The organism is Mesorhizobium sp. WSM4312, assembly GCF_002294875.1.
Lineage (GTDB): Bacteria > Pseudomonadota > Alphaproteobacteria > Rhizobiales > Rhizobiaceae > Mesorhizobium.
This window is the reverse complement of record NZ_NSFU01000014.1, coordinates 96,455-115,921: the sequence shown is the minus strand read 5'-3', so window position 1 is coordinate 115,921 and position 19,467 is coordinate 96,455. Positions and strand designations below refer to the sequence as shown.

The 19,467-nt window shown below is 64.0% G+C and carries 17 protein-coding genes; 14 read left to right on the top strand and 3 right to left on the bottom strand.

What is annotated here, in order from left to right:
• Positions 1–30: 30 nt before the first annotated feature.
• From xdhB to uraH, 3 genes are read right to left on the bottom strand one after another with little or no spacing between them, the layout of a single operon-like run.
• On the bottom strand, positions 31–2,376 hold the full coding sequence (xdhB, locus tag CK228_RS23730) for a xanthine dehydrogenase molybdopterin binding subunit (RefSeq protein ID WP_095789430.1): 2,346 nt from the start codon (positions 2,374–2,376) through the stop codon (positions 31–33).
• Positions 2,376–3,857 (bottom strand): xanthine dehydrogenase small subunit, encoded by a 1,482-nt coding sequence (xdhA, locus tag CK228_RS23725; protein WP_095789429.1) that lies wholly within the window; start codon positions 3,855–3,857, stop codon positions 2,376–2,378. Before xdhA ends, xdhB begins: the two co-directional genes overlap by 1 nt.
• A gap of 3 nt (positions 3,858–3,860) precedes the next feature.
• Positions 3,861–4,235, bottom strand: a complete 375-nt coding sequence (uraH, locus tag CK228_RS23720; RefSeq protein ID WP_095771565.1) for a hydroxyisourate hydrolase — start codon at positions 4,233–4,235, stop codon at positions 3,861–3,863.
• A gap of 183 nt (positions 4,236–4,418) precedes the next feature.
• On the opposite strand from uraH, the gene puuE reads away from it, so the two are divergent.
• The 14 genes from puuE to CK228_RS23650 all read left to right on the top strand — a co-directional run bounded on the left by puuE (position 4,419) and on the right by CK228_RS23650 (position 19,425).
• Positions 4,419–5,837: an allantoinase PuuE gene (puuE, locus tag CK228_RS23715; protein WP_095789428.1), complete on the top strand. Its 1,419-nt coding sequence runs from the start codon at positions 4,419–4,421 to the stop codon at positions 5,835–5,837.
• Between the two features lie 10 nt (positions 5,838–5,847).
• Positions 5,848–6,711, top strand: a complete 864-nt coding sequence (locus tag CK228_RS23710; protein WP_095771563.1) for a bifunctional allantoicase/(S)-ureidoglycine aminohydrolase — start codon at positions 5,848–5,850, stop codon at positions 6,709–6,711.
• Positions 6,708–7,199 (top strand): ureidoglycolate lyase, encoded by a 492-nt coding sequence (locus CK228_RS23705; RefSeq protein ID WP_095771562.1) that lies wholly within the window; start codon positions 6,708–6,710, stop codon positions 7,197–7,199. The genes CK228_RS23710 and CK228_RS23705 overlap by 4 nt, the downstream gene beginning before the upstream one ends.
• Positions 7,200–7,214: 15 nt before the next feature.
• Positions 7,215–7,808, top strand: coding sequence for a nucleoside deaminase (locus tag CK228_RS23700; RefSeq protein ID WP_095789427.1), 594 nt, complete (start codon positions 7,215–7,217; stop codon positions 7,806–7,808).
• 71 nt (positions 7,809–7,879) lie between these two features.
• The gene (locus CK228_RS23695; RefSeq protein ID WP_095789426.1) at positions 7,880–8,293 is read left to right on the top strand and encodes a type II toxin-antitoxin system MqsA family antitoxin; all 414 of its coding nucleotides are present in this window, start codon (positions 7,880–7,882) and stop codon (positions 8,291–8,293) included.
• 80 nt (positions 8,294–8,373) lie between these two features.
• The gene (locus CK228_RS23690) at positions 8,374–10,359 is read left to right on the top strand and encodes a CocE/NonD family hydrolase (RefSeq protein WP_095789425.1); all 1,986 of its coding nucleotides are present in this window, start codon (positions 8,374–8,376) and stop codon (positions 10,357–10,359) included.
• A gap of 154 nt (positions 10,360–10,513) precedes the next feature.
• Positions 10,514–12,100, top strand: coding sequence for an ABC transporter substrate-binding protein (locus tag CK228_RS23685; RefSeq protein WP_095789424.1), 1,587 nt, complete (start codon positions 10,514–10,516; stop codon positions 12,098–12,100).
• A 16-nt stretch (positions 12,101–12,116) separates the two neighbouring features.
• Positions 12,117–13,076: an ABC transporter permease gene (locus tag CK228_RS23680; RefSeq protein ID WP_095771558.1), complete on the top strand. Its 960-nt coding sequence runs from the start codon at positions 12,117–12,119 to the stop codon at positions 13,074–13,076.
• Between the two features lie 10 nt (positions 13,077–13,086).
• Positions 13,087–13,911 carry an ABC transporter permease gene (locus tag CK228_RS23675; protein ID WP_095789423.1) on the top strand — a complete coding sequence of 275 codons (825 nt, stop codon included), beginning with the start codon at positions 13,087–13,089 and terminating at the stop codon, positions 13,909–13,911.
• Positions 13,911–15,581, top strand: a complete 1,671-nt coding sequence (locus tag CK228_RS23670) for an ABC transporter ATP-binding protein (RefSeq protein ID WP_095789422.1) — start codon at positions 13,911–13,913, stop codon at positions 15,579–15,581. The genes CK228_RS23675 and CK228_RS23670 overlap by 1 nt, the downstream gene beginning before the upstream one ends.
• A gap of 65 nt (positions 15,582–15,646) precedes the next feature.
• On the top strand, positions 15,647–16,486 hold the full coding sequence (locus CK228_RS23665; RefSeq protein ID WP_095789486.1) for an alkaline phosphatase family protein: 840 nt from the start codon (positions 15,647–15,649) through the stop codon (positions 16,484–16,486).
• A gap of 278 nt (positions 16,487–16,764) precedes the next feature.
• Positions 16,765–17,331 carry a sigma-70 family RNA polymerase sigma factor gene (locus tag CK228_RS23660; RefSeq protein WP_095789485.1) on the top strand — a complete coding sequence of 189 codons (567 nt, stop codon included), beginning with the start codon at positions 16,765–16,767 and terminating at the stop codon, positions 17,329–17,331.
• Positions 17,328–17,996 (top strand): anti-sigma factor, encoded by a 669-nt coding sequence (locus CK228_RS23655; RefSeq protein ID WP_095789421.1) that lies wholly within the window; start codon positions 17,328–17,330, stop codon positions 17,994–17,996. Before CK228_RS23660 ends, CK228_RS23655 begins: the two co-directional genes overlap by 4 nt.
• The gene (locus tag CK228_RS23650) at positions 17,986–19,425 is read left to right on the top strand and encodes a S8 family serine peptidase (RefSeq protein WP_095789420.1); all 1,440 of its coding nucleotides are present in this window, start codon (positions 17,986–17,988) and stop codon (positions 19,423–19,425) included. Before CK228_RS23655 ends, CK228_RS23650 begins: the two co-directional genes overlap by 11 nt.
• Positions 19,426–19,467: the final 42 nt, after the last annotated feature.

Below are 19,467 nucleotides of genomic sequence, written 5' to 3'. Positions count from 1 at the left end.
TTTCGACCTGAATTGCACGTTTTGCCGGATTCAGGCCTTCGCCTCGCCTTTCAGCCGCTCGATCGCCATCAGCACGCGCTCCGGCGTCGCCGGGGCGTCAAGGCGCGGACAGATCCTGTGATCGGCGACGCTGGCCACCGCATCCGACAGCGCATGCAGCACGGACATGCCTAGCGGGAAGGGCGGCTCGCCGACCGCCTTGGAGCGGTGGATCGTTGGCTCGCTCGCTTCCGGCCAGTCGGCCAAAGTGACGTTGAAGATCTTCGGCCGGTCGGAGGCGAGCGGGATCTTGTAGGTCGACGGCGCATGGGTGCGCAGCCGGCCCTTGTCGTCCCACCACAATTCCTCGGTCGTCAGCCAGCCCATGCCCTGGATGAAGCCGCCCTCGATCTGGCCGAGGTCGATGGCGCGGTTCAGCGAGCGGCCGGTCTCGTGCAGGATGTCGGTGCGCTCGACCACATATTCGCCGGTCAGCGTGTCGACCGAGACTTCCGAGCAGGAGGCGCCGTAAGCGAAATAGTAGAAAGGGCGGCCCTCGCCCTTGTCGCGATTCCAATGGATTTTCGGCGTCTTGTAGAAGCCCGCCGCCGACAGCTGGATGCGCGCCATATAGGCCTGCTTGACGAGATCGGCGAAGGCGATCTCCTGGTTGCCGATGCGCACCCGGTTGGGCAGGAACAGCACCTGATCGCGCGGCACCTGGTATTTCTCGGCAGCGAAATCGGTCAGCCGGCCCTTGATCTGGCGAGCGCCATTCTGTGCCGCCATGCCATTGAGGTCTGAACCGGACGATGCCGCTGTGGCCGAGGTGTTGGGCACCTTGCCGGTGGTGGTGGCGGTGATCTTCACCTGGTCGAGATCGATCTGGAATTCTTCCGCCACCACCTGCGCGACCTTGAGGTAGAGCCCCTGCCCCATCTCGGTGCCGCCATGGTTCAGATGCACCGAACCATCGGTATAGACATGCACCAGCGCGCCGGCCTGGTTGTAGTGCGTGGCGGTGAAGGAAATGCCGAACTTGACCGGCGTCAGCGCCAGGCCGCGCTTGACGAAACGGCTGTTGGCATTGAAGGCCGAAATTTCGCGCCGCCGCCGCGCATAGCAAGCGCTCTCTTCGAGTTCAGTGACGATGCGCTGGATGATGTTGTCCTCGACCGTCTGGTGGTAGGGCGTGATGTTGCGGTCGCTGGTGCCATAGAAATTCTTCTTGCGGATCTCGAGCGGATCCTTGCCGACCGCGAACGCCACCTCGTCGATGACGCGTTCGGCGCCGACCATCCCTTGCGGGCCGCCGAAACCCCGGAAGGCAGTGTTCGACACGGTGTTGGTGTAGAGCGGCGCCGATTGCGCGTGCACGGCGGGCCAGAAATAGGTGTTGTCGCAATGGAACAGCGCACGATCGGTCACCGGGCCCGACAGATCCGACGAGAAGCCGCAACGCGCGGCGAACATGAAATCGACACCGAGAATGTTGCCCTCGTCATCGAAGCCGACTTCGTAGTCGACGAGGAAATCATGGCGCTTGCCGGTGGCGATCATGTCGTCGTCGCGGTCGGGCCTGATCTTGACGGCGCGATGGTGTTTCTTGGCGGCGATGGCCGCGAGCGCGGCAAACTGGTTGCCCTGCGTTTCCTTGCCGCCGAAACCGCCGCCCATGCGGCGGATCTCCACCGTGATGGCATTGCTGGGTATGCCGAGCGCATGGCTTACCATGTGCTGGACTTCGCTTGGATGCTGGGTCGAGGAATAGATGGTGACGTCCTGATCCTCGCCGGGTACGGCCATGGCGATATGGCCTTCAAGATAGAAATGCTCCTGGCCGCCGACGCGCATCTTTCCCTTCAACCGGCGCGGTGCCGCCTTGATCGCGGCAGCGGCATCGCCGCGCTTCAGGGTAAGCGGCGGCGTGACGAGCTTGTCCTTCCTCGGATCGAGTCCGCCGATGTCGGTGACGAAGGGCAATTCCTTGTATTCGACCTTGGCCAGCCTGGTGGCGCGGCGTGCCTGTTCGCGGGTTTCGGCGATGACGCAGAAGATCGGCTGGCCGAAGAACTCGACCTTGCCGTCGGCGAGCACCGGCTCATCGTGCCGACCGGTCGGCGAAATGTCATTCTCGCCCGGCACATCCTTTGCCGTGAGCACATCGACGACTCCGGAAGCAGCGCGCACCGCCGAAAGATCCATGCGGGTGATGGTGGCATGCGCGGCGGCCGAGAGACCAAGGCAGCCATGCAGCGTGCCGGCCGGTTCCGGCATGTCGTCGATGTAGACGGCGGTGCCGCTGACATGCTTGTGGGCGGAATCATGCCGCTGATCGGTGGCGACGCCGCCGACGATCTTCTCAGCCTTGAGATTTGATGTGGCGTGCTTGTTCATCATGCCGCCTCGTTGCGGGACACCTGGAAGGGCGCCCTGGTGCCGGAGGTTTCGACGAAGAAGCGCAACAACAGGTTCTTGGCCGCCAGCGCCCGGTATTCGGCTGACGCCCGCATGTCGGTGAGCGGGGTGAAATCCCTGGCATATTGCGCCATCGCCGTCTCGACCGTCTCTTCGGTCCATGGCTTGCCGAGCAGCGCCCTTTCAACAAAAGACGCCCGCTTCGGCGTCGCCGCCATGCCGCCATAGGCGATGCGCACATCGGCAACCGTACCGTCCTTGGCTAGCGTCAGCAAGAAGGCGCCGAGGGCAGCGGTGATATCCTCGTCGCGGCGCTTGGTGATCTTGTAGACGGCAAATTTTTCGCCCTTGGCCGGCACGGGCACGTGCACGGCCTCGACGAACTCGCCCGGTTGCCGGTCCTGCTTGCCATAGGCGATGAAGAAGGTTTCCAGCGGGATCGTGCGCCGCTTCTTGCCCTTGCGCAGCGTCAGGCGCGCGCCGAGCGCGATCAAGGGCGGCGGCGTGTCGCCGATCGGCGAGCCGTTGGCGATGTTGCCGCCGATGGTGCCCATGTTGCGCACCTGTTCGCCGCCGATGCGGTCAAACAGCGGCCCGAGCGCCGGGATGCGTTTCGACAGCGTCGAAAAGGCTTCGGTGTAGGTAACGCCGGCGCCGATCGAAATGACGCCCTTGTCTTCGGCGATGGTGCACAGCCCGTCGAGATTGCCGATGAAGACCGCCGGAGAGATGTCGCGCATGTGCTTGGTCACCCACAGGCCGACATCGGTCGAGCCGGCAACGATGGTGGCGCCGGGTTCCTGTTCGAGCACATTGGCGAAATCGTCGACATTGGCCGGCACGATAAGCCGCGCCTCGGCCGAACCGATCTCGACCCGCGCGCCGTCCCGCAAGGCTTCCAGCCGCGCGGTGATCGCCTTGCGCTCCGCCGCCAGCGGATCCTTCGCCGCTTTACCGTAACTGGAGATGGCGTGCGCGGCGCGGACAATCGCCTCGTAGCCGGTGCAGCGGCAGAGATTGCCTTGCAAGGCCTTTTCGATGGCCGCGTCCGACGGCTCCAGCGACCGCATCCACAGGCCATAGAGCGACATGACGAAGCCCGGCGTGCAGAAGCCGCATTGCGAGCCATGGAAATCGACCATCGCCTGCTGGACGGGATGCAACTGGCCGGGCTGACCACGCAAATGTTCCACTGTCACGACATGGGCGCCGTCGAGCGAACCGAGGAAGCGGATACAGGCATTGACGCTTTCATAGACCAGACCGGCGGCCGAAAGCTTGCCGACCAGAACCGTGCAGGCGCCGCAATCGCCCTCGGCGCAGCCTTCCTTGGTGCCGCGGAGCGAACGGTCGAGACGCAGCCAGTCGAGCAGGGTCGCGTCCGGCGCCACCGACGACAGCACGACATCCCTGCCATTGAGGATGAAGTGGATTTCGTTGCGGATTTTGATCTTGGCCATGCCTCAGCTCCCCCTGTAGGTCGAATAGCCATAGGGCGAGATCAGCAATGGCACGTGATAGTGCACTGCCTCTGCCATGCCGAAACGGATCGGCACACTGTCAAGGAAAGCCGGTTCCGGCAGTTCTGTGCCCTGGCCGCGCAGATAGTCGCCGGCCGCGAACACCAGCTCATATTGGCCGGCGCGGAACTCGGCGCCCGCCAGCAGCGGCGCGTCGCAACGGCCGTCGATATTGGTCGCGACTGTCTTCAAATGTGTCCTGGCCGAACCGTCAAGGCGATAGAGCGCGATCGACAACCCAGCCGCCGGCTTGCCGGTCGCGGTGTCGAGGACATGCGTCGTCAGACGTCCGCCATCGGCTTTCGACGTTTCTGCCACTGGCGCCTCCCATTCCCGGTACAGTCGAACAAAGCAATGAATTGTGCGCCAATTAAAGGCGATGCATAAGTCCCGGTCGAGCGGAGCGGCACAAAAACACTTTCAAAAATTTCAAGGGAATGCGGCGGCAACCCTTTCGACTATCCTGATCACAACTTCCGGCAGTGTCCGGCAGGAGGGGCAATGCGTTACGAAAGAGACATGCGCGGCTACGGAGCCAATCCACCGGATCCGAAATGGCCCGGCGGGGCGCATGTCGCCGTGCAGTTCGTCGTCAATTACGAAGAGGGCGGCGAGAATTGCGTGCTGCATGGCGACAAGGCGTCGGAAGCCTTCCTGTCGGAGATCGTCGGCGCCGCGCCCTGGGTGGGACAGCGCCACTGGAACATGGAATCGATCTACGAATATGGCGCGCGGGCCGGCTTCTGGCGGCTGCTGCGCCTATTCAGCGAGTCGCAAGTTCCGGTGACCTGCTACGGCGTCGCCTCGGCACTTGCCCGCTCGCCCGACCAGGTCACGGCCATGCAGGACGCGGGGTGGGAGATCGCCTCGCACGGGTTGCGGTGGATCGACTACCGCGATCATAGCGCCGAGGACGAGCGCCGCGACCTCGAAGCGGCAATCAAGCTGCATTACGAGGTGACAGGCCAGCGCCCGACGGGCTGGTATACGGGCCGCACATCGGTCAACACTGTGCGGCTGGTGGCCGAAGAAGGCGGCTTTGACTATGTCTCCGACACCTATGACGACGAACTGCCTTACTGGTTCGAGCATGCCGGCGGCACGCAGCTCATCATCCCCTATACGCTCGACGCCAACGACATGCGCTTCGCCACGCCGCAGGGCTTCAATTCAGGCGACCAGTTCTTCGCCTATCTCAGGGATAGTTTCGACACGCTCTATGCCGAGGGCCAGGCGGGGCGGCCGCGCATGATGAATATCGGCCTGCATTGCCGCCTCGTCGGGCGGCCGGGCCGGGTGGCGGCGCTGAAGCGCTTCGTCGACTATGTGAAGTCGCATGATAAGGTCTGGCTGGCGCGGCGCATCGACATCGCCAAGCACTGGCAAGAGAGCCATCCCTACAAGCCGGCGGCACTGCGCCCGTCGAAGATGGAATTCGAGACATTCGTTCACACTTTCGGCGGCGTGTTCGAGCATTCGCCCTGGATCGCCGAGCGGGCCTACGAGCTGGAGCTGGGCCCGGCGCACGACACCGCGGGCGGCCTGCACAATGCGCTCTGCCGCATCTTCCGCGCTGCCAGCGAGACCGAGCGGCTGGGTGTGCTCAACGCCCATCCCGACCTTGCCGGCAAGCTGGCCAAGGCCAGGCGGCTGACGGCGGAATCGACAAGGGAACAAGCCTCCGCCGGCCTCGACGCGCTGACCGACAAGGAGCGCGAACTGTTCTCCAAGCTCAACGCCGCCTACGTCACCACCTTCGGTTTCCCCTTCATCATCGCGGTGAAGGACAAGACCAAGGAGGAAATCCTCGCCGAGTTCGAGGCGCGCATCGGCAACAGCCGTGGCGTCGAATTCGAGACTGCCTGCAAACAGGTCGAGCGCATCGCGCTGCTCCGCCTCAGAGACATGCTACCGCAATAGGCTTGAACCCATGGACACGATCAGGATGCCAGAGCGCACCTACTACGCACCGCATGGCGGCCATCCCGGCCAATCTGAATTGCTGACAGGCCGCGCCGTCTTCACCGAGGCCTACGCCGTCATTCCCAAGGGCGTGATGCGGGACATCGTCACCAGCGCCTTGCCGTTCTGGGACAAGACCCGCGTCTGGATCCTGTCGCGGCCACTGTCCGGTTTTGCCGAGACATTCTCGCAATACATTGTCGAGGTGGAGCCTGGCGGCGGCAGCGACCGGCCGGAGCCCGACGCCGGCGCCGAAGGCGCCCTGTTCGTGGTCGAGGGCGAACTGACCGTTCTGCTTTCCGGCAAGAAGCATATGTTGCGGCCCGGCGGCTTTGCCTTCCTGCCGCCGGCGAGCGGCTGGACCGTTCGCAATGAAAGCAAGGCGCCGGTTCGCTTCCACTGGATCCGCAAGGCCTACGAAGTGGTCGACGGTCTCGACGTGCCGGAAGCCTTCTTCACCAACGAGCAGGAGATCGCTCCGTCGCCGATGCCGGGCACCGAAGGCCGCTGGGCGACGACCCGCTTCGTCGATCCCGCCGATCTGCGCCACGACATGCATATGACCATCGTCACGCTCGAGCCGGGCGCCGTCATTCCCTTCGCCGAGACGCATGTGATGGAACACGGGCTCTACGTGCTGGAAGGCAAGGCGGTCTATCGCCTCAACCAGGACTGGGTCGAGGTCGAGGCCGGTGACTATATGTGGCTGCGCGCCTTCTGCCCGCAGGCCTGCTATGCCGGCGGCCCCGGCAAGTTCCGCTACCTGCTCTACAAGGACGTCAACCGGCACGCCAAGCTCGGCGGCGTCGGCATCGGCGGTCGCGCGCGGTGACCCGCATCACAGCACAGAAGCTGACCCGGGAGGCCTTTGCCCCCTTCGGCGATGTCATCGACATGGGTGGCGACAACCATTACCCGATCAATGGCGGCAAGGCCGAGCGCTACCACGACCTCGCCACCGCTGAAGCCACGGGACCGAACGCGCGCGTGCTGATCTCGATGGTGCGCGGCACGCCTTACGAACTGCCGCTGAAACTGACCATGGTCGAGCGGCATCCGTTCGGCAGCCAGGCCTTCATTCCGCTGTCGCCGCGTCCGTTCCTGGTCGTCGTCTGCCTTGACGGCAAGGAGGGGCCGGGCGAACCGCACGCCTTCATCACCGCGCCCGGACAAGGCATCAACTATTCGCGCAATCTCTGGCACGGCGTGCTGACGCCGCTTGGCGAGCCACAGGATTTCCTGATCGTCGACCGCGGCGGCGACGGCTCGAATCTCGAAGAGTTTCATTTCTCGCACGCCTACGAGATCCATCTCCCCTGAAAGCTTTTGATCCCCATGACCGACATTTCCTTGATCGACCGCCTGCTCGACGTTATCGAGCACGATATCGTGCCGAAGACGGCCGAGGGTGTTGCCCATGGCAACAAGCTGTTCGGCGCGGCGATCCTGCGCAAGGACGACCGCTCGCTGGTGCTGGCCGAAACCAACAACGAGATCGAAAATCCGCTCTGGCATGGCGAGGTGCACTGCCTGAAGCGGTTCTACGAGATGCCGAAAGCCGAGCGCGTCGACACCAAGGACGCTCTGTTTATCGCCACGCATGAGCCCTGCTCGCTCTGCCTGTCGGCGATCACCTGGACCGGCTTCGACAATTTCTACTATCTCTTCAGCCACGAGGATTCGCGCGACAGCTTTGCGATCCCGCACGACCTGAAGATCCTGAAAGAGGTCTTCACCCTCGACCCAGGCGGCTACAACGCCCAGAATGCCTATTGGAAGAGTTTTTCCATCCGCAGGATGGTGCGGGCGCTGCCCGAGGCGGAACGCCAGCGGCTGGAGACACGCATCGGCAAGATCTCGGCACGCTACGACGCGCTGTCCGGCGCCTACCAGGCGAGCAAGGGCGAGAACGACATTCCGCTAGACTAACCTTCGGCCGCAGGATCATCCACTTTGAATTGCCCCCTTTATGGTGGCATATTGCAGCATGGAAAAAACGCATGGCGACAAGAGAAGGAAGTGAAACGATGATTTCCCCCGAAACCGGGGAAACCCTGACGCGTCAAGTGCGTCCATTCACCGTGACCTATAAGGGCGAGAGCATGATTGTCGACCTGCCAGGTTACTATCCGGCTTCGCAGGGCGAAGGTGTGCATGTTGGAGACGACATGACTGCTGTCGACGCAGCTCTTCGTGCCCTCAAGGAAAAGATCGATGGCGTTCCCGCTCCAGCAACCATCCGGCGGATGCGCACAAAGCTCAAACTGTCACAGCGCGAGGCGGGATCGCTGTTCAAGGTCGGCGAGAATGCCTTCGACAAGTATGAAAGAGGCCTGATCGAGCCTAGCGGTCCGACCATCCAACTGATGACGTTGCTGGAAAGACATCCCGAATTGCTGGACGAATTGCGGTAACGGCACAGGTCGCATAATTCGCTGCTCCAGTCGCGAATGGCGATTGAAACTTGCCGCGCCTCGGGGCGTTATGCGCACCCATGAAAACCGTCACCGAATTTCCCCGCAAGGTCGTTGAATTCCCCGATATGGGCATCATCATGCCGGATGGCTGCCGGCTGTCCGCGCGGGTGTGGATGCCGGAGGATGCCGGCGACGATCCGGTGCCTGTCATCCTCGAGCACCTGCCCTACCGCAAGCGTGACGGCACCATTTTTCGCGATCAGCTGACGCATCCCTATTTCGCCGGCCACGGCTACGCCTCGATCCGCGTCGACATGCGCGGCAATGGCGATTCCGAAGGGCTGATGGACGACGAATATTCCGAGCAGGAATTGCAGGACGCCTGCGACGTCATCGCCTGGGCGGCGGCTCAGCCCTGGTGCAACGGCAATGTCGGCATGATGGGCATCTCGTGGGGCGGCTTCAACTGCCTGCAGGTTGCGGCCAAGCAGCCGCCGGCGCTGAAGGCGGTGATCAGCCTGTGCTCGACCGTCGACCGCTACGCCGACGACATCCACTACAAGGGCGGCTGCCTGCTGATCGAGAATTTCGGCTGGGCCTCGACCATGCTCTCCTACTCGTCGCGGCCGCCGGACCCGCTGATCGCCGGCGACAACAGATGGCGCGATCTGTGGCTGACCCGACTGGAGAACCAGCCCTTCCTTTTGCCGCTGTGGCTCAGCCACCAGCATCGCGACGCCTATTGGAAGCGCGGCTCGATCTGCGAGGATTTTTCGGCCGTCAAGGCCGCCGTTCTGTCGATCGGCGGCTGGCATGACGGCTACCGCAACACGATCTCGCACCTGGTCACCAACATCGAGGCGCCGGTCAGGGGCATTGTCGGCCCCTGGATCCACAAATATCCGCACTATGCCGGACCCCAGCCGGCCATCGGCTTCCTGCAGGAGGCGCTGCGCTGGTGGGACCGCTGGCTGAAGGGCACCGAGACCGGCGTCGAGGGCGATCCCGCCTACCGCGCCTATGTGATGGACAGCGTGCGTCCGGCGCGCTGGCACCCCGAGCGGCCCGGCCGTTGGGTGGCCGAGCAACAATGGCCGTCACCCGCGATCAAGACCCAGGCCATCGAACTGCTGCCCAAGGGGAGCCAACCAACCATTGTCGCCTCGCCGCAGAATTGTGGGCTCGCCGGCGGCGAATATTTTCCGTTCACCTTCGGTCCGGAATTGCCGGGCGACCAGCGTCCCGACGATGCACTGTCGGTGTGTTTCGACCAACCGGAACTCGCCGAGACCATCGACATTGTCGGCGCGCCGGAAGTCGAGGTCACGTTCGCTTCCGATCGCCCGCAGGCCAACATCGCGGTGCGGCTCTGCGACGTCCATCCCGACGGCGCTTCCGAACTGATCTCCTATGGTGTGCTCAATTTGACACATCGCGACTCGCACGAATTCCCGCAGGCACTGGCGCCGGGCGAGACCGTGTCGGCGCGCGTCGTGCTCGATCAATGCGCCTACCGCGTGCCGGCCGGCCACCGCCTGCGCGTCGCCGTGTCGAACGCCTATTGGCCCATGATCTGGCCGTCGCCGGAGCCGGTGCAGTTAAGCTTGTCGGCGGCGACACTTGCCTTGCCGCTGCGGCCGCTGGCGAAAGGCGGCGAAGCGACGTTCGCCGAGCCGGAAGGTGCTGCGCCCTGGGCCACCGAGACGACCCGTGCAGCGAATTCCGAACGCCATGTCGATCGCGACGAAAAGACCGGAATCGTCACGCTTTCCATTGCGGATGATTTCGGCGAGGTGCGCGATCTCGACCACGGCCTGGTCAATGGCAGCATCGCCCGCGAAACATGGACGATCCATCCTGACAATCCATTGTCGGCCTCTGGGAAAACACACTGGACGCAGACATTGTCGCGAAATGGATGGTCGGTGCGAACCGAGACATGGGCAGAGATGCGATCGGACGCACAAAACTTCATCGTCAGCGCCAGAATCGAGGCCTATGAGGGCGAACAAATCGTCTTCGAGCGCAATTTCGAGGAGAAAATTCCACGTGCGCTTGTCTGAGCGCTGACGCCCTTGGTCCAAATGCGACGTACGATTTACGCCACGGCATGTCGCATTCGGTCTTGCTTACGGCGTTAGCTTACCCTCATTATTCAGGGAGAATTAACAACAAAAATCGACCGTAGAGTCGAACCAACAGAGTGAGGAACTCAACATGTCGAACGAACTGGAATTCCTTAGCCGGCGTGTCGCAGCAGGCAAGCTGAGCCGTCGTGATTTTCTCGGTCGCGCGGCAGCGCTCGGCATCGCCGCGCCCTTCGCCAATTCGCTGCTTTCAAGCGCGGCGCGCGCGGCAGGCCCGGTCAAGGGCGGCACGCTGAAGGCCGGCCTGGTCGGCGGCGAATCCACCAACAGTCTCGATCCGGCGCTGTTCATGACGCAGGTGCCGTTCGCCTTCGGCAAGTGCTGGGGCGAAATGATCGTCGAGCTGTCGCCCGAGGGCAAGCTCGAGAACCGCATCGCCGAAGAGATCGGCTCGTCCGACGACGCGAAGACCTGGACTCTGAAAATCCGCGACGGGGTCGAATTCCACAACGGCAAGACCGTGACCGCCGAGGACGTGGCCGCCACGCTCGAGCGCCATTCCGACGAGAAATCTAAGTCCGGCGCGCTCGGCTACATGAAGGGCATCGACACCATCAAGGCCAGCGGCAAGGAAGTGGTGCTGACGCTGAAGGAGGCCAATGCCGACCTGCCCTACCTGCTCAGCGACTATCACCTGATCGTCCAGCCCAATGGCGGCAAGGACAAGCCCGATGCCGGCATCTCGGCCGGCCCGTATGTGGTCAAGACCAACGAGCCCGGCGTGCGCCATGGCGCCGAACGGTTTGCCAATTACTGGCAGGGCGACAAGATGGGCCATGCCGACCAGATCGAAGTCATCGTCATCAATGACGCGACGGCGCGCACGGCGGCCCTGCAGGGCGGCCAGGTCAACATGATCAACCGCGTCGAGCCGAAGATCGTCGACCTGATCAAGCGCGTGCCGGGCGTGACCATCCGCAACCATGCGGGTCCGGGCCACTATGTCTTCATCATGCATTGCAACACGGCGCCCTTCGACAACAACGACCTGCGCATGGCGCTGAAGCTCGCCATCGACCGCGAAGAGATGCTGACCAAGGTGCTGCGCGGCTATGGCTCGCTCGGCAACGACTTCCCGATCAACGCGTCCTATCCGCTGTTCACCGAAATCGAGCAGCGCAAGTACGATCCCGACAAGGCCAAGTTCCACTACAAGAAGTCCGGTCATGACGGCACCGTTCTGCTGAGGACCTCGGACGTCGCCTTCCCCGGCGCGGTCGATGCCTCGCAGCTCTTCCAGCAGAGCGCGGCCAAGGCCGGCATCAAGATCGAGCTCAAGCGCGAGCCCGGCGACGGTTACTGGAACGAGGTCTGGAACAAGCAGCCCTTCTGCGCTTCCTATTGGGGCGGGCGATCGACGCAGGACCAGATGTACTCGACCGCCTACCTGTCGACCGCCGACTGGAACGACACGCGTTTCAAGCGCCCGGACTTCGACAAGATGGTGCTGGCGGCGCGCGCCGAGCTCGACGAGGCCAAGCGCAAGCAGATGTACCACGACATGGCCGTCATGGTGCGTGACGAAGGCGGCCTGATCCTGCCGATGTTCAACCAGTTCATCGACGCCACCGGCGCCAAGGTCGATGGCTGGGTGGACGATCCGCACCAGGAACTGATGAACGGCTACGCCCTGGCGAAGTGCTGGCTGCAGGCCTGAGTCCGGCTTTGCGGAGATGTCCTCACCCATCCTGAAGCTAATTGCCCAGCGCATCGCGCTGGGCATCCTCCTTCTGCTGGCCATTTCGGTCCTGATCTTCGCCGGCACGCAAATCCTGCCCGGCGACGTCGCGCAAGCCATTCTGGGACAATCGGCGACGCCGGAGTCGCTCGCCAATCTGCGCGAACAGCTCGGGCTGAACGATCCGGCCTATGTCAGGTATTTCCACTGGCTCGGCGGCGTGCTGACCGGCGACCTCGGCACCGCCATGTCGAGCGGCCAGGATATCGCCACCTCGATCAAGGGCCGGCTATGGAACACGCTGTTCCTCGCCTTCTGGGCGGCGATCGTCGCCATCCCGCTGGCCATAACGCTCGGCCTGATAGCGGTGCGTTTCCGCAATGGCTGGGTCGACAAGCTGATCTCCGGGCTGGCGCTCGCCTCGACCTCCTTCCCGGAATTCTTCATCGGCTACTTGCTCGTCTTCTACTTCGCGGTTCAGCACCAATGGTTCCCCGCCATCTCGACCGTCTATGACGGCATGCCCTTCGGCGAGCGGATGCAGGCCATCGCCTTGCCGGCGACGGCGCTGACGCTGGTGGTGTTGGCCCATATGATGCGCATGACGCGTGCCGCCATCCTCAACGTCATGCAGTCGGCCTATGTCGAGACGGCGGAGCTCAAGGGGCTCTCGGCCTTCGCCGTCATCCGCAAGCACGCCTTCCCGAACGCGATCGCGCCGATCATCAACGTCGTCATGCTCAACCTCGCCTATCTCATCGTCGGCGTTGTCGTCGTCGAGGTGATCTTCGTCTATCCCGGCATGGGGCAGTATCTGGTCGACCACGTCACCAAGCGCGATGTGCCGGTGGTGCAGGCGGTCGGCCTGATCTTTGCCGCCGTCTATATCAGCCTCAACATCATCGCGGACATTGCGGCGATCGTCGCCAATCCGCGTCTCAGACATCCAAAGTGAGGGGGCGGGCATGCTCGATATAAGACGCATCCCCATCCCTGCCCTGATCGGCCTGGTGCTGACCGCCCTGTTCGTGCTGGCGGCGATCTTCGCGCCGTGGATCTCGCCGCACGACAATGCCGAGATCGTCGGCGACGTCTGGGAACCAATGTCGGCCGCGCATTGGCTGGGCACCGACAATCTCGGCCGCGATCTGTTGTCGCGCATGATCTACGGCGCCCGCATCACCCTGTTCATCGCCGTGCTGGCCACCGCTCTGTCCTTCTCGCTCGGCGCCATACTCGGTTTCTCGGCAGCGGTGTTTGGCGGCTGGTTCGACACGATCCTGTCACGCCTCGTCGACCTCTTGATGTCGATCCCGACCCTGATCATGGGCCTGGTCGTGCTCTCCGTGCTGCCGACGAACCTGGTGACGCTGATCCTGGTCATGGGCATTCTCGACTCGACCCGCGTCTACCGCCTTTCGCGCGCGGTCGCCGTCGACATCAACGTCATGGACTATGTCGAAGCGGCCAAGCTGCGCGGCGAAGGCAGCGCCTGGATCATCTTCCGCGAGATCCTGCCCAACGCGCTGTCGCCGCTGGTCTCCGAACTCGGCCTGCGCTTCATCTATGCGGTGCTGTTCCTGTCGACGCTGTCCTTCCTCGGCCTTGGCGTGCAACCGCCGGACGCCGACTGGGGCGGCATGGTCAAGGAGAACAAGGACGGCATCGTCTTCGGCATTGCCGCGGCACTCATTCCGGCGGGGGCGATCGCCGCGCTCGCCATCTCGGTCAACCTTGTCGCCGACTGGATCCTCAACCGCACGACAAGCCTGAAGGGAGGACGCGGGTGATGGCTGATAGCAACGCGAAGCCCGGACAACCCAAGCCAGGCGTGCTGCTCGATATCAGGAATCTGCGCATCGAGGCCACGGTCTATCCGCCCGGCGAAGCGCCAAAGAACATCGTGCTGGTGCACGATGTCTCGCTGACGCTGGAAAAGGGCAAGGTGCTGGGCCTGATCGGCGAATCCGGCGCCGGCAAGTCGACCATCGGCCTGTCGTCGATGGGCTATGGCCGTGGCGGCGTGCGCATCACCGGCGGCGAAGTGATCCTCAACGGCCGCGATATCCTGAAGGGCGGCAAGGAAGGTTTCCGCAAACTGCGCGGCCGCGAGGTCTGCTATGTCGCGCAGTCGGCGGCGGCCGCCTTCAACCCGGCGCACCGGCTGATGGACCAGGTGGTGGAAGCCACGCTGCTGCATGGCACGGCGACACGCGCCGAGGCCGAAAAGCGCGCCGTCGCGCTGTTCAAGAAGCTCAGCCTGCCGAACCCGGAAACCATCGGTGAACGCTTTCCGCACCAGGTCTCGGGCGGCCAGTTGCAGCGCGTGATGACGGCAATGGCGCTGTGCTCGAAACCCGACCTGATCGTCTTCGACGAGCCGACAACGGCGCTCGACGTGACGACGCAGATCGACGTGCTGGCGGCGATCAAGGACGCCATCCGCGACACCCATGTGGCGGCGCTCTACATCACCCACGACCTTGCCGTCGTCGCCCAGGTCTCCGACGAGATCATGGTGCTGCGCCATGGCAGGCTGGTCGAATGGGGCGGTACCCGCCAGATCATCAAGGAGCCGCGCCAGGAATACACCAACGCGCTGGTCTCGGTGCATGAGATCGAGCACCAGGAGCAGAACCCCGGCGCCACGCCGTTCCTGTCGGTGAAGAACGTCACCGCCGCTTATGGCGGCGGCCACGTCAAGGTGCTGAAGAACGTGTCGGTCGACATCTACCCCGGCCAGACGCTGGCAGTGGTGGGCGAATCCGGCTCCGGCAAGTCGACGCTGGCGCGCGCCATCACCGGCCTTTTGCCGCCCGAGCAAGGCACTGTCACCTTCGATGGGCGGCCGCTCGCCAACCGGCTCGCCGACCGGCCGAAGGAAGATCTGCGCCAGCTGCAGATGATCTACCAGATGGCCGACGTCGCGATGAACCCGCGCCAGACCGTCGGCACCATCATCGGCCGGCCGCTCGAATTCTATTTCGGCATGCGCGGCAGGGAACGCGACAAGCGCGTCGCCGAACTGCTCGACGAGATCGAAATGGGTAAGGGCTTTGTCGACCGCTATCCGGCGGAACTTTCAGGCGGCCAGAAGCAGCGCGTCTGCATCGCCCGCTCGCTCGCCGCCAAGCCGAAGCTGATCATCTGCGACGAGGTGACCTCGGCGCTCGATCCGCTGGTGGCCAACGGCATCCTCAAGCTGCTGCTCGACCTGCAGCAGCACGAGAAGGTCGCCTATCTCTTCATCACCCACGATCTGGCGACAGTGAAGTCGATCGCCGATTCGATCGCGGTGATGTATCGCGGCGAAGTGGTCCGCTACGGTTCGAAGAGCAAGGTTCTGACGCCGCCCTTCGACGCCTATACCGACCTTCTCCTGTCGTCGGTCCCTGAGATGGAGATCGGCTGGCTGGAAAAGGCGATCAAGGGGCGGCGCATGGCCAGCGCGGGGAACTAACGACCTGCTGGTCGGGCCCGGGACCCCATCCCTGCCCTCTATGACAGGACTGCATGGAGCAGCCCATGGCGCTCAAATCCAAGCTTCTGCTGATCATCCTCGACGGCGTTCCCTATCGCAACTGGCGCCGGCTGATGGGCAATCTCGAAGGCTGGGTGCAATCGGGCGAGGCGCGGGTCTGGAAGATGCGCTCGGTGCTGCCGTCGACCTCGGCCTGCTGCTATGCCTCCATCCACACCGGCGTGTCGCCGCAGGTGCATGGCATTCTTTCCAACGAGAACCGGTTCCGCGTCGCGCAGCCCGACATCTTCTCGGAAGTCAGCAAGGCCGGAGGCAAGACCGGGGCAGTCACCCATTCCTACTGGTCGGAATTCTTCCGCTCCCACCCGTTCGACCTGGTCGAGGACATGGAATATGACGAGCCGGGCGGGCCGATCACGCATGGCCGGTTCCACACCATGACCGGCTACAACGCCCGCAACCAGATGACGCCGAGCGATGTCGATCTGTTCGCGACGCTGACCATGCTGACCAAACGCCACGGCATCGACTACGGCATCCTGCACACCTGCACACTGGACTCGATGGGCCATCGCTTCGGCCATGACTGCCACGAGATGGACCATGCGGTCTATGCGATGGATGGCATGCTGGCCGCCTTCCTGCCGGGCTGGATCGCGGCCGGCTACGAGGTCATGGTCACCGCCGATCACGGCCAGACCGACCGCGGCCACCATGGCGGCCATGATGACGAGATGCAGGATTTCGCGCTGTATTATTTCGGACAAGGCCAAGGGCCTGAGGCCGATACGCTGCTCGACCAGTTGCAGCTGGCGCCGACGGTGCTGAGCCGGCTCGGCGTGCCGGTGCCCGCGACGATGAAAGCGAAGCCTTTCTTGGGGTGAGGGCGGCTTTCCCTTCTCCCCTTGTGGGAGAAGGTGTCGCCGAAGGCGACGGATGAGGGGTGTTCCAGGGAACGCCAACGTCTCACTCCGCTGGACCACCCCTCATCCGTCTCGGCGCTGCGCGCCGATCCACCTTCCCCCACAAGGGGGGAAGGAAGGCGTCCCTACTGGCAACCGCCCCGCTCTTCGGTTAGCCTCCGCAAATTCCTTGGCGGAGGATGAACCTTTTTGGACCGATCGGCGACAGAGCAGGCAGGAGCCAGGCGGCTCGACCGGCCATGACGGCGGCGACGGAGACAGATCGTGCGCTTGTCGACCGGGTCGCGAAGGGCGACCATGCCGCCGTGCGGCTCCTGTTCATGCGTCACCACGCGCGGGTCTACCGCTTCGTGGCGCGCCAGACGGGATCGGAAATGATGGCTGACGATATCGCGAACGAGGTGTTCCTTGAGCTGTGGCGCCAGGCGCCAGGCTTCGAAGGGCGCTCCGAAGTCTCGACCTGGCTGCTGGGCATCGCCCGGTTCAAGGCGCTGTCGCTGCTGCGCAAGAAGAAGGAAGACTGGATCGACGACGAGGCGGCCGCCGCGGTGCCGGACAGCGCCGACACGCCGGAGGTCGTCACCATGAAAGAGGACAAGGCCGCCGCCTTACGCCGCTTCATCGACGCCTTGCCCGAAGAACACCGCACGGTGATCGATCTTGCCTATTATCACGGGCAGTCGGTGGCAGAGATCGGCGAGGTGCTCGCCATCCCGGTCGCGACGGTCAAGACCCGGATGTTCTACGCCCGCAAGAAACTCGGCGAGGCCCTCAAGGCCGCCGGTTACGACAGGGGGTGGCCATGAGCGCCGCTGAAAAAATGTCGCGTCGCGACGAAATGGAAACGCTGCTGCCGTTCTATCTGAATGGCTCGCTGGAAGGCTCCGACCTCGAAGCCGTAGAGGAGTGGCTGGCGACCGATCCGGCGGCGATGGCAGCCCTTGGCGAGGCCGAGGCCGAATTCTCCGGCACATCGGCCGCCAATGAAGCAATCCGCCCGCCAGCCGATGCGCTCAGCCGCTTCGCCAAGGCGCTCGATGCCGAGGCCGGCCCTGCACGCAAGCCGGCTGGCTCGTCCTGGCTGGCGCAGGCCTGGAGCCGCTTCATGGCTGTGCCGGTCGGCGTCGCCTGGGCGACGGCCGCGGTCCTGCTGGCGCTGATCGCTGTGCAGTCCCTGGTGCAGCCCGGTGGCAAGGGCAAGGATTTCGAGATTGCCGGCGCGCAAGACGATCTGGCAAAAATGCCGTTCGCCCTGGTCAAGTTCAAACCGGATGCGAAGATGTCGGACATTTCGGCATTCCTCGGCAGCAACGGGCTGAAGGTCATCGGTGGACCGACCGCAGACAGCGTGTTCCGGATCGGCATTCCCGCCGCCAACGCAGCCGACTATGCCAAGCAGCTTGGCCTTATTGCAGCCCAGCCATTCGCCGACACTGTGATCGAGGGAAGGAAACCGGTTGATGGCGGCTGAGGCGGCCCTTCGATTTGCGGCAATCGTGGCGGCGGCGATGACAATCACCGCCGTGCCTGCGTCGGCACAGACCAATGCCGCCAAGAGCGACCAGACGAAAATCGACTGCCGAAACGGCACCAACGCGGCCGGCGCAGATTGCGCCAAGGACGGCAGCGCCAGCGGCAATGCCAGCGGTGCGGGTCCTGCCCAGGCGGCCGCCGTCTTTCTTCCCGCCTTGATCGTCGACCTGTTTCCCAATCCGGTCGCGCCTCCGGCACCGGTGCCGACGCCGGAACCGGTCACGCCGCCCGGCAACAATCAGGCCGGCCCTCCGGCCGGCGGGCCGATCGTCTCGCCGACCGATCTCGTCGCCGTCCAGCCGCCGCATGCCGTGGCCGGCGATTTCGTGCCCGATGAGGTGCTGGTGACGGTCGACGGCGATGCCGGCGCCGTGCAGCAGATCGCCGCCTCCTTCGGCCTCCAGTTGCGCTCGCAGCGCCAGTCACGCCTGCTCGGCACCACTTTGGTACGCTTCGGTATTCCCGATGGTCGCCCCGTCGGCGTCGTGCTGGCGCAGCTTGCCGCCGACGGCCGGACGCAGCGGCGCGAGCCCAACCACATCTACTCGCTGCAGCAGGCCGCCGGCATCGTCAACTATGCCTTTGACCGTATCGCGCTCGATGCCAAACAGGCGAGCGGTCAAAACGTCCGCGTCGCCGTCATCGATACCGGCATCGATGACACCAATCCGGCACTGGCCGGTGTCATCGCCGGACAGTTCGACGCCATGCCCGACGTACCGGTCGAAAAGCGCGACCATGGCACCTCGATCGACGGGCTGATCGCCGGCGTCGGCGCGCTGGAAGGCATGGCGCCGGGCGCCAGGATCTACCACGCGCGCGCCTTCGAAGGCGGCAAGTCGACCATGGACGTCATCCTGTCGGCGCTCGACTGGGCGGCTGAGCAGAATGTCAGTATCATCAATATGAGCTTCGTCGGGCCGAAGAACGACCTGCTCGGCGCCGCCTGCCGCAATGCCCGCACGCTCGGCATGGTGCTGGTCGCCGCCGCCGGCAACAACGGGCCGAAGGCGCCCTATGGCTATCCGGCCGCCTTCGACGGCGTCATCGCGGTGACCGCGACCGACGCCGAGGACGGACTGATGCCGCAGGCCAATCGCGGCGCCTATGTCTTCATCTCGGCGCCCGGCGTCGAGATGGTGGCGCCGAGCGGCGCCGGCTCGGACGTCGTCACCGGCACCTCTTTCGCCGCGGCGATCGTCAGCGGCGCCATCGCCAATCTCCTCCATGCTTCGCCCGACCGCTCGGCCGACGACATCGAGAAAGCGCTGGCAGCCACCGCCAAGGATCTCGGCCCCAAGGGCAGAGACAATGATTTCGGCTACGGCTTGTTGGACATCAAGGCCGCCGGGGCGGCAAGCGACTAAGGTTAGCTTGGAGTTTAACGTGGCTGCGAACCAGTGAGATCG

Coding starts and splice junctions, on each gene's coding strand:
- CK228_RS23670 (WP_095789422.1), top strand. CDS start 13,911: ATGGCTGATAGCAACGCGAAGCCCGGACAACCCAAGCCAGGCGTGCTG.
- puuE (WP_095789428.1), top strand. CDS start 4,419: ATGCGTTACGAAAGAGACATGCGCGGCTACGGAGCCAATCCACCGGAT.
- CK228_RS23685 (WP_095789424.1), top strand. CDS start 10,514: ATGTCGAACGAACTGGAATTCCTTAGCCGGCGTGTCGCAGCAGGCAAG.
- CK228_RS23665 (WP_095789486.1), top strand. CDS start 15,647: ATGGCGCTCAAATCCAAGCTTCTGCTGATCATCCTCGACGGCGTTCCC.
- xdhB (WP_095789430.1), bottom strand. CDS start 2,376: ATGAACAAGCACGCCACATCAAATCTCAAGGCTGAGAAGATCGTCGGC.
- xdhA (WP_095789429.1), bottom strand. CDS start 3,857: ATGGCCAAGATCAAAATCCGCAACGAAATCCACTTCATCCTCAATGGC.
- CK228_RS23690 (WP_095789425.1), top strand. CDS start 8,374: ATGAAAACCGTCACCGAATTTCCCCGCAAGGTCGTTGAATTCCCCGAT.
- CK228_RS23680 (WP_095771558.1), top strand. CDS start 12,117: ATGTCCTCACCCATCCTGAAGCTAATTGCCCAGCGCATCGCGCTGGGC.
- CK228_RS23710 (WP_095771563.1), top strand. CDS start 5,848: ATGGACACGATCAGGATGCCAGAGCGCACCTACTACGCACCGCATGGC.
- CK228_RS23655 (WP_095789421.1), top strand. CDS start 17,328: ATGAGCGCCGCTGAAAAAATGTCGCGTCGCGACGAAATGGAAACGCTG.
- CK228_RS23700 (WP_095789427.1), top strand. CDS start 7,215: ATGACCGACATTTCCTTGATCGACCGCCTGCTCGACGTTATCGAGCAC.
- CK228_RS23660 (WP_095789485.1), top strand. CDS start 16,765: ATGACGGCGGCGACGGAGACAGATCGTGCGCTTGTCGACCGGGTCGCG.
- CK228_RS23650 (WP_095789420.1), top strand. CDS start 17,986: ATGGCGGCTGAGGCGGCCCTTCGATTTGCGGCAATCGTGGCGGCGGCG.
- CK228_RS23675 (WP_095789423.1), top strand. CDS start 13,087: ATGCTCGATATAAGACGCATCCCCATCCCTGCCCTGATCGGCCTGGTG.
- CK228_RS23695 (WP_095789426.1), top strand. CDS start 7,880: ATGGCGACAAGAGAAGGAAGTGAAACGATGATTTCCCCCGAAACCGGG.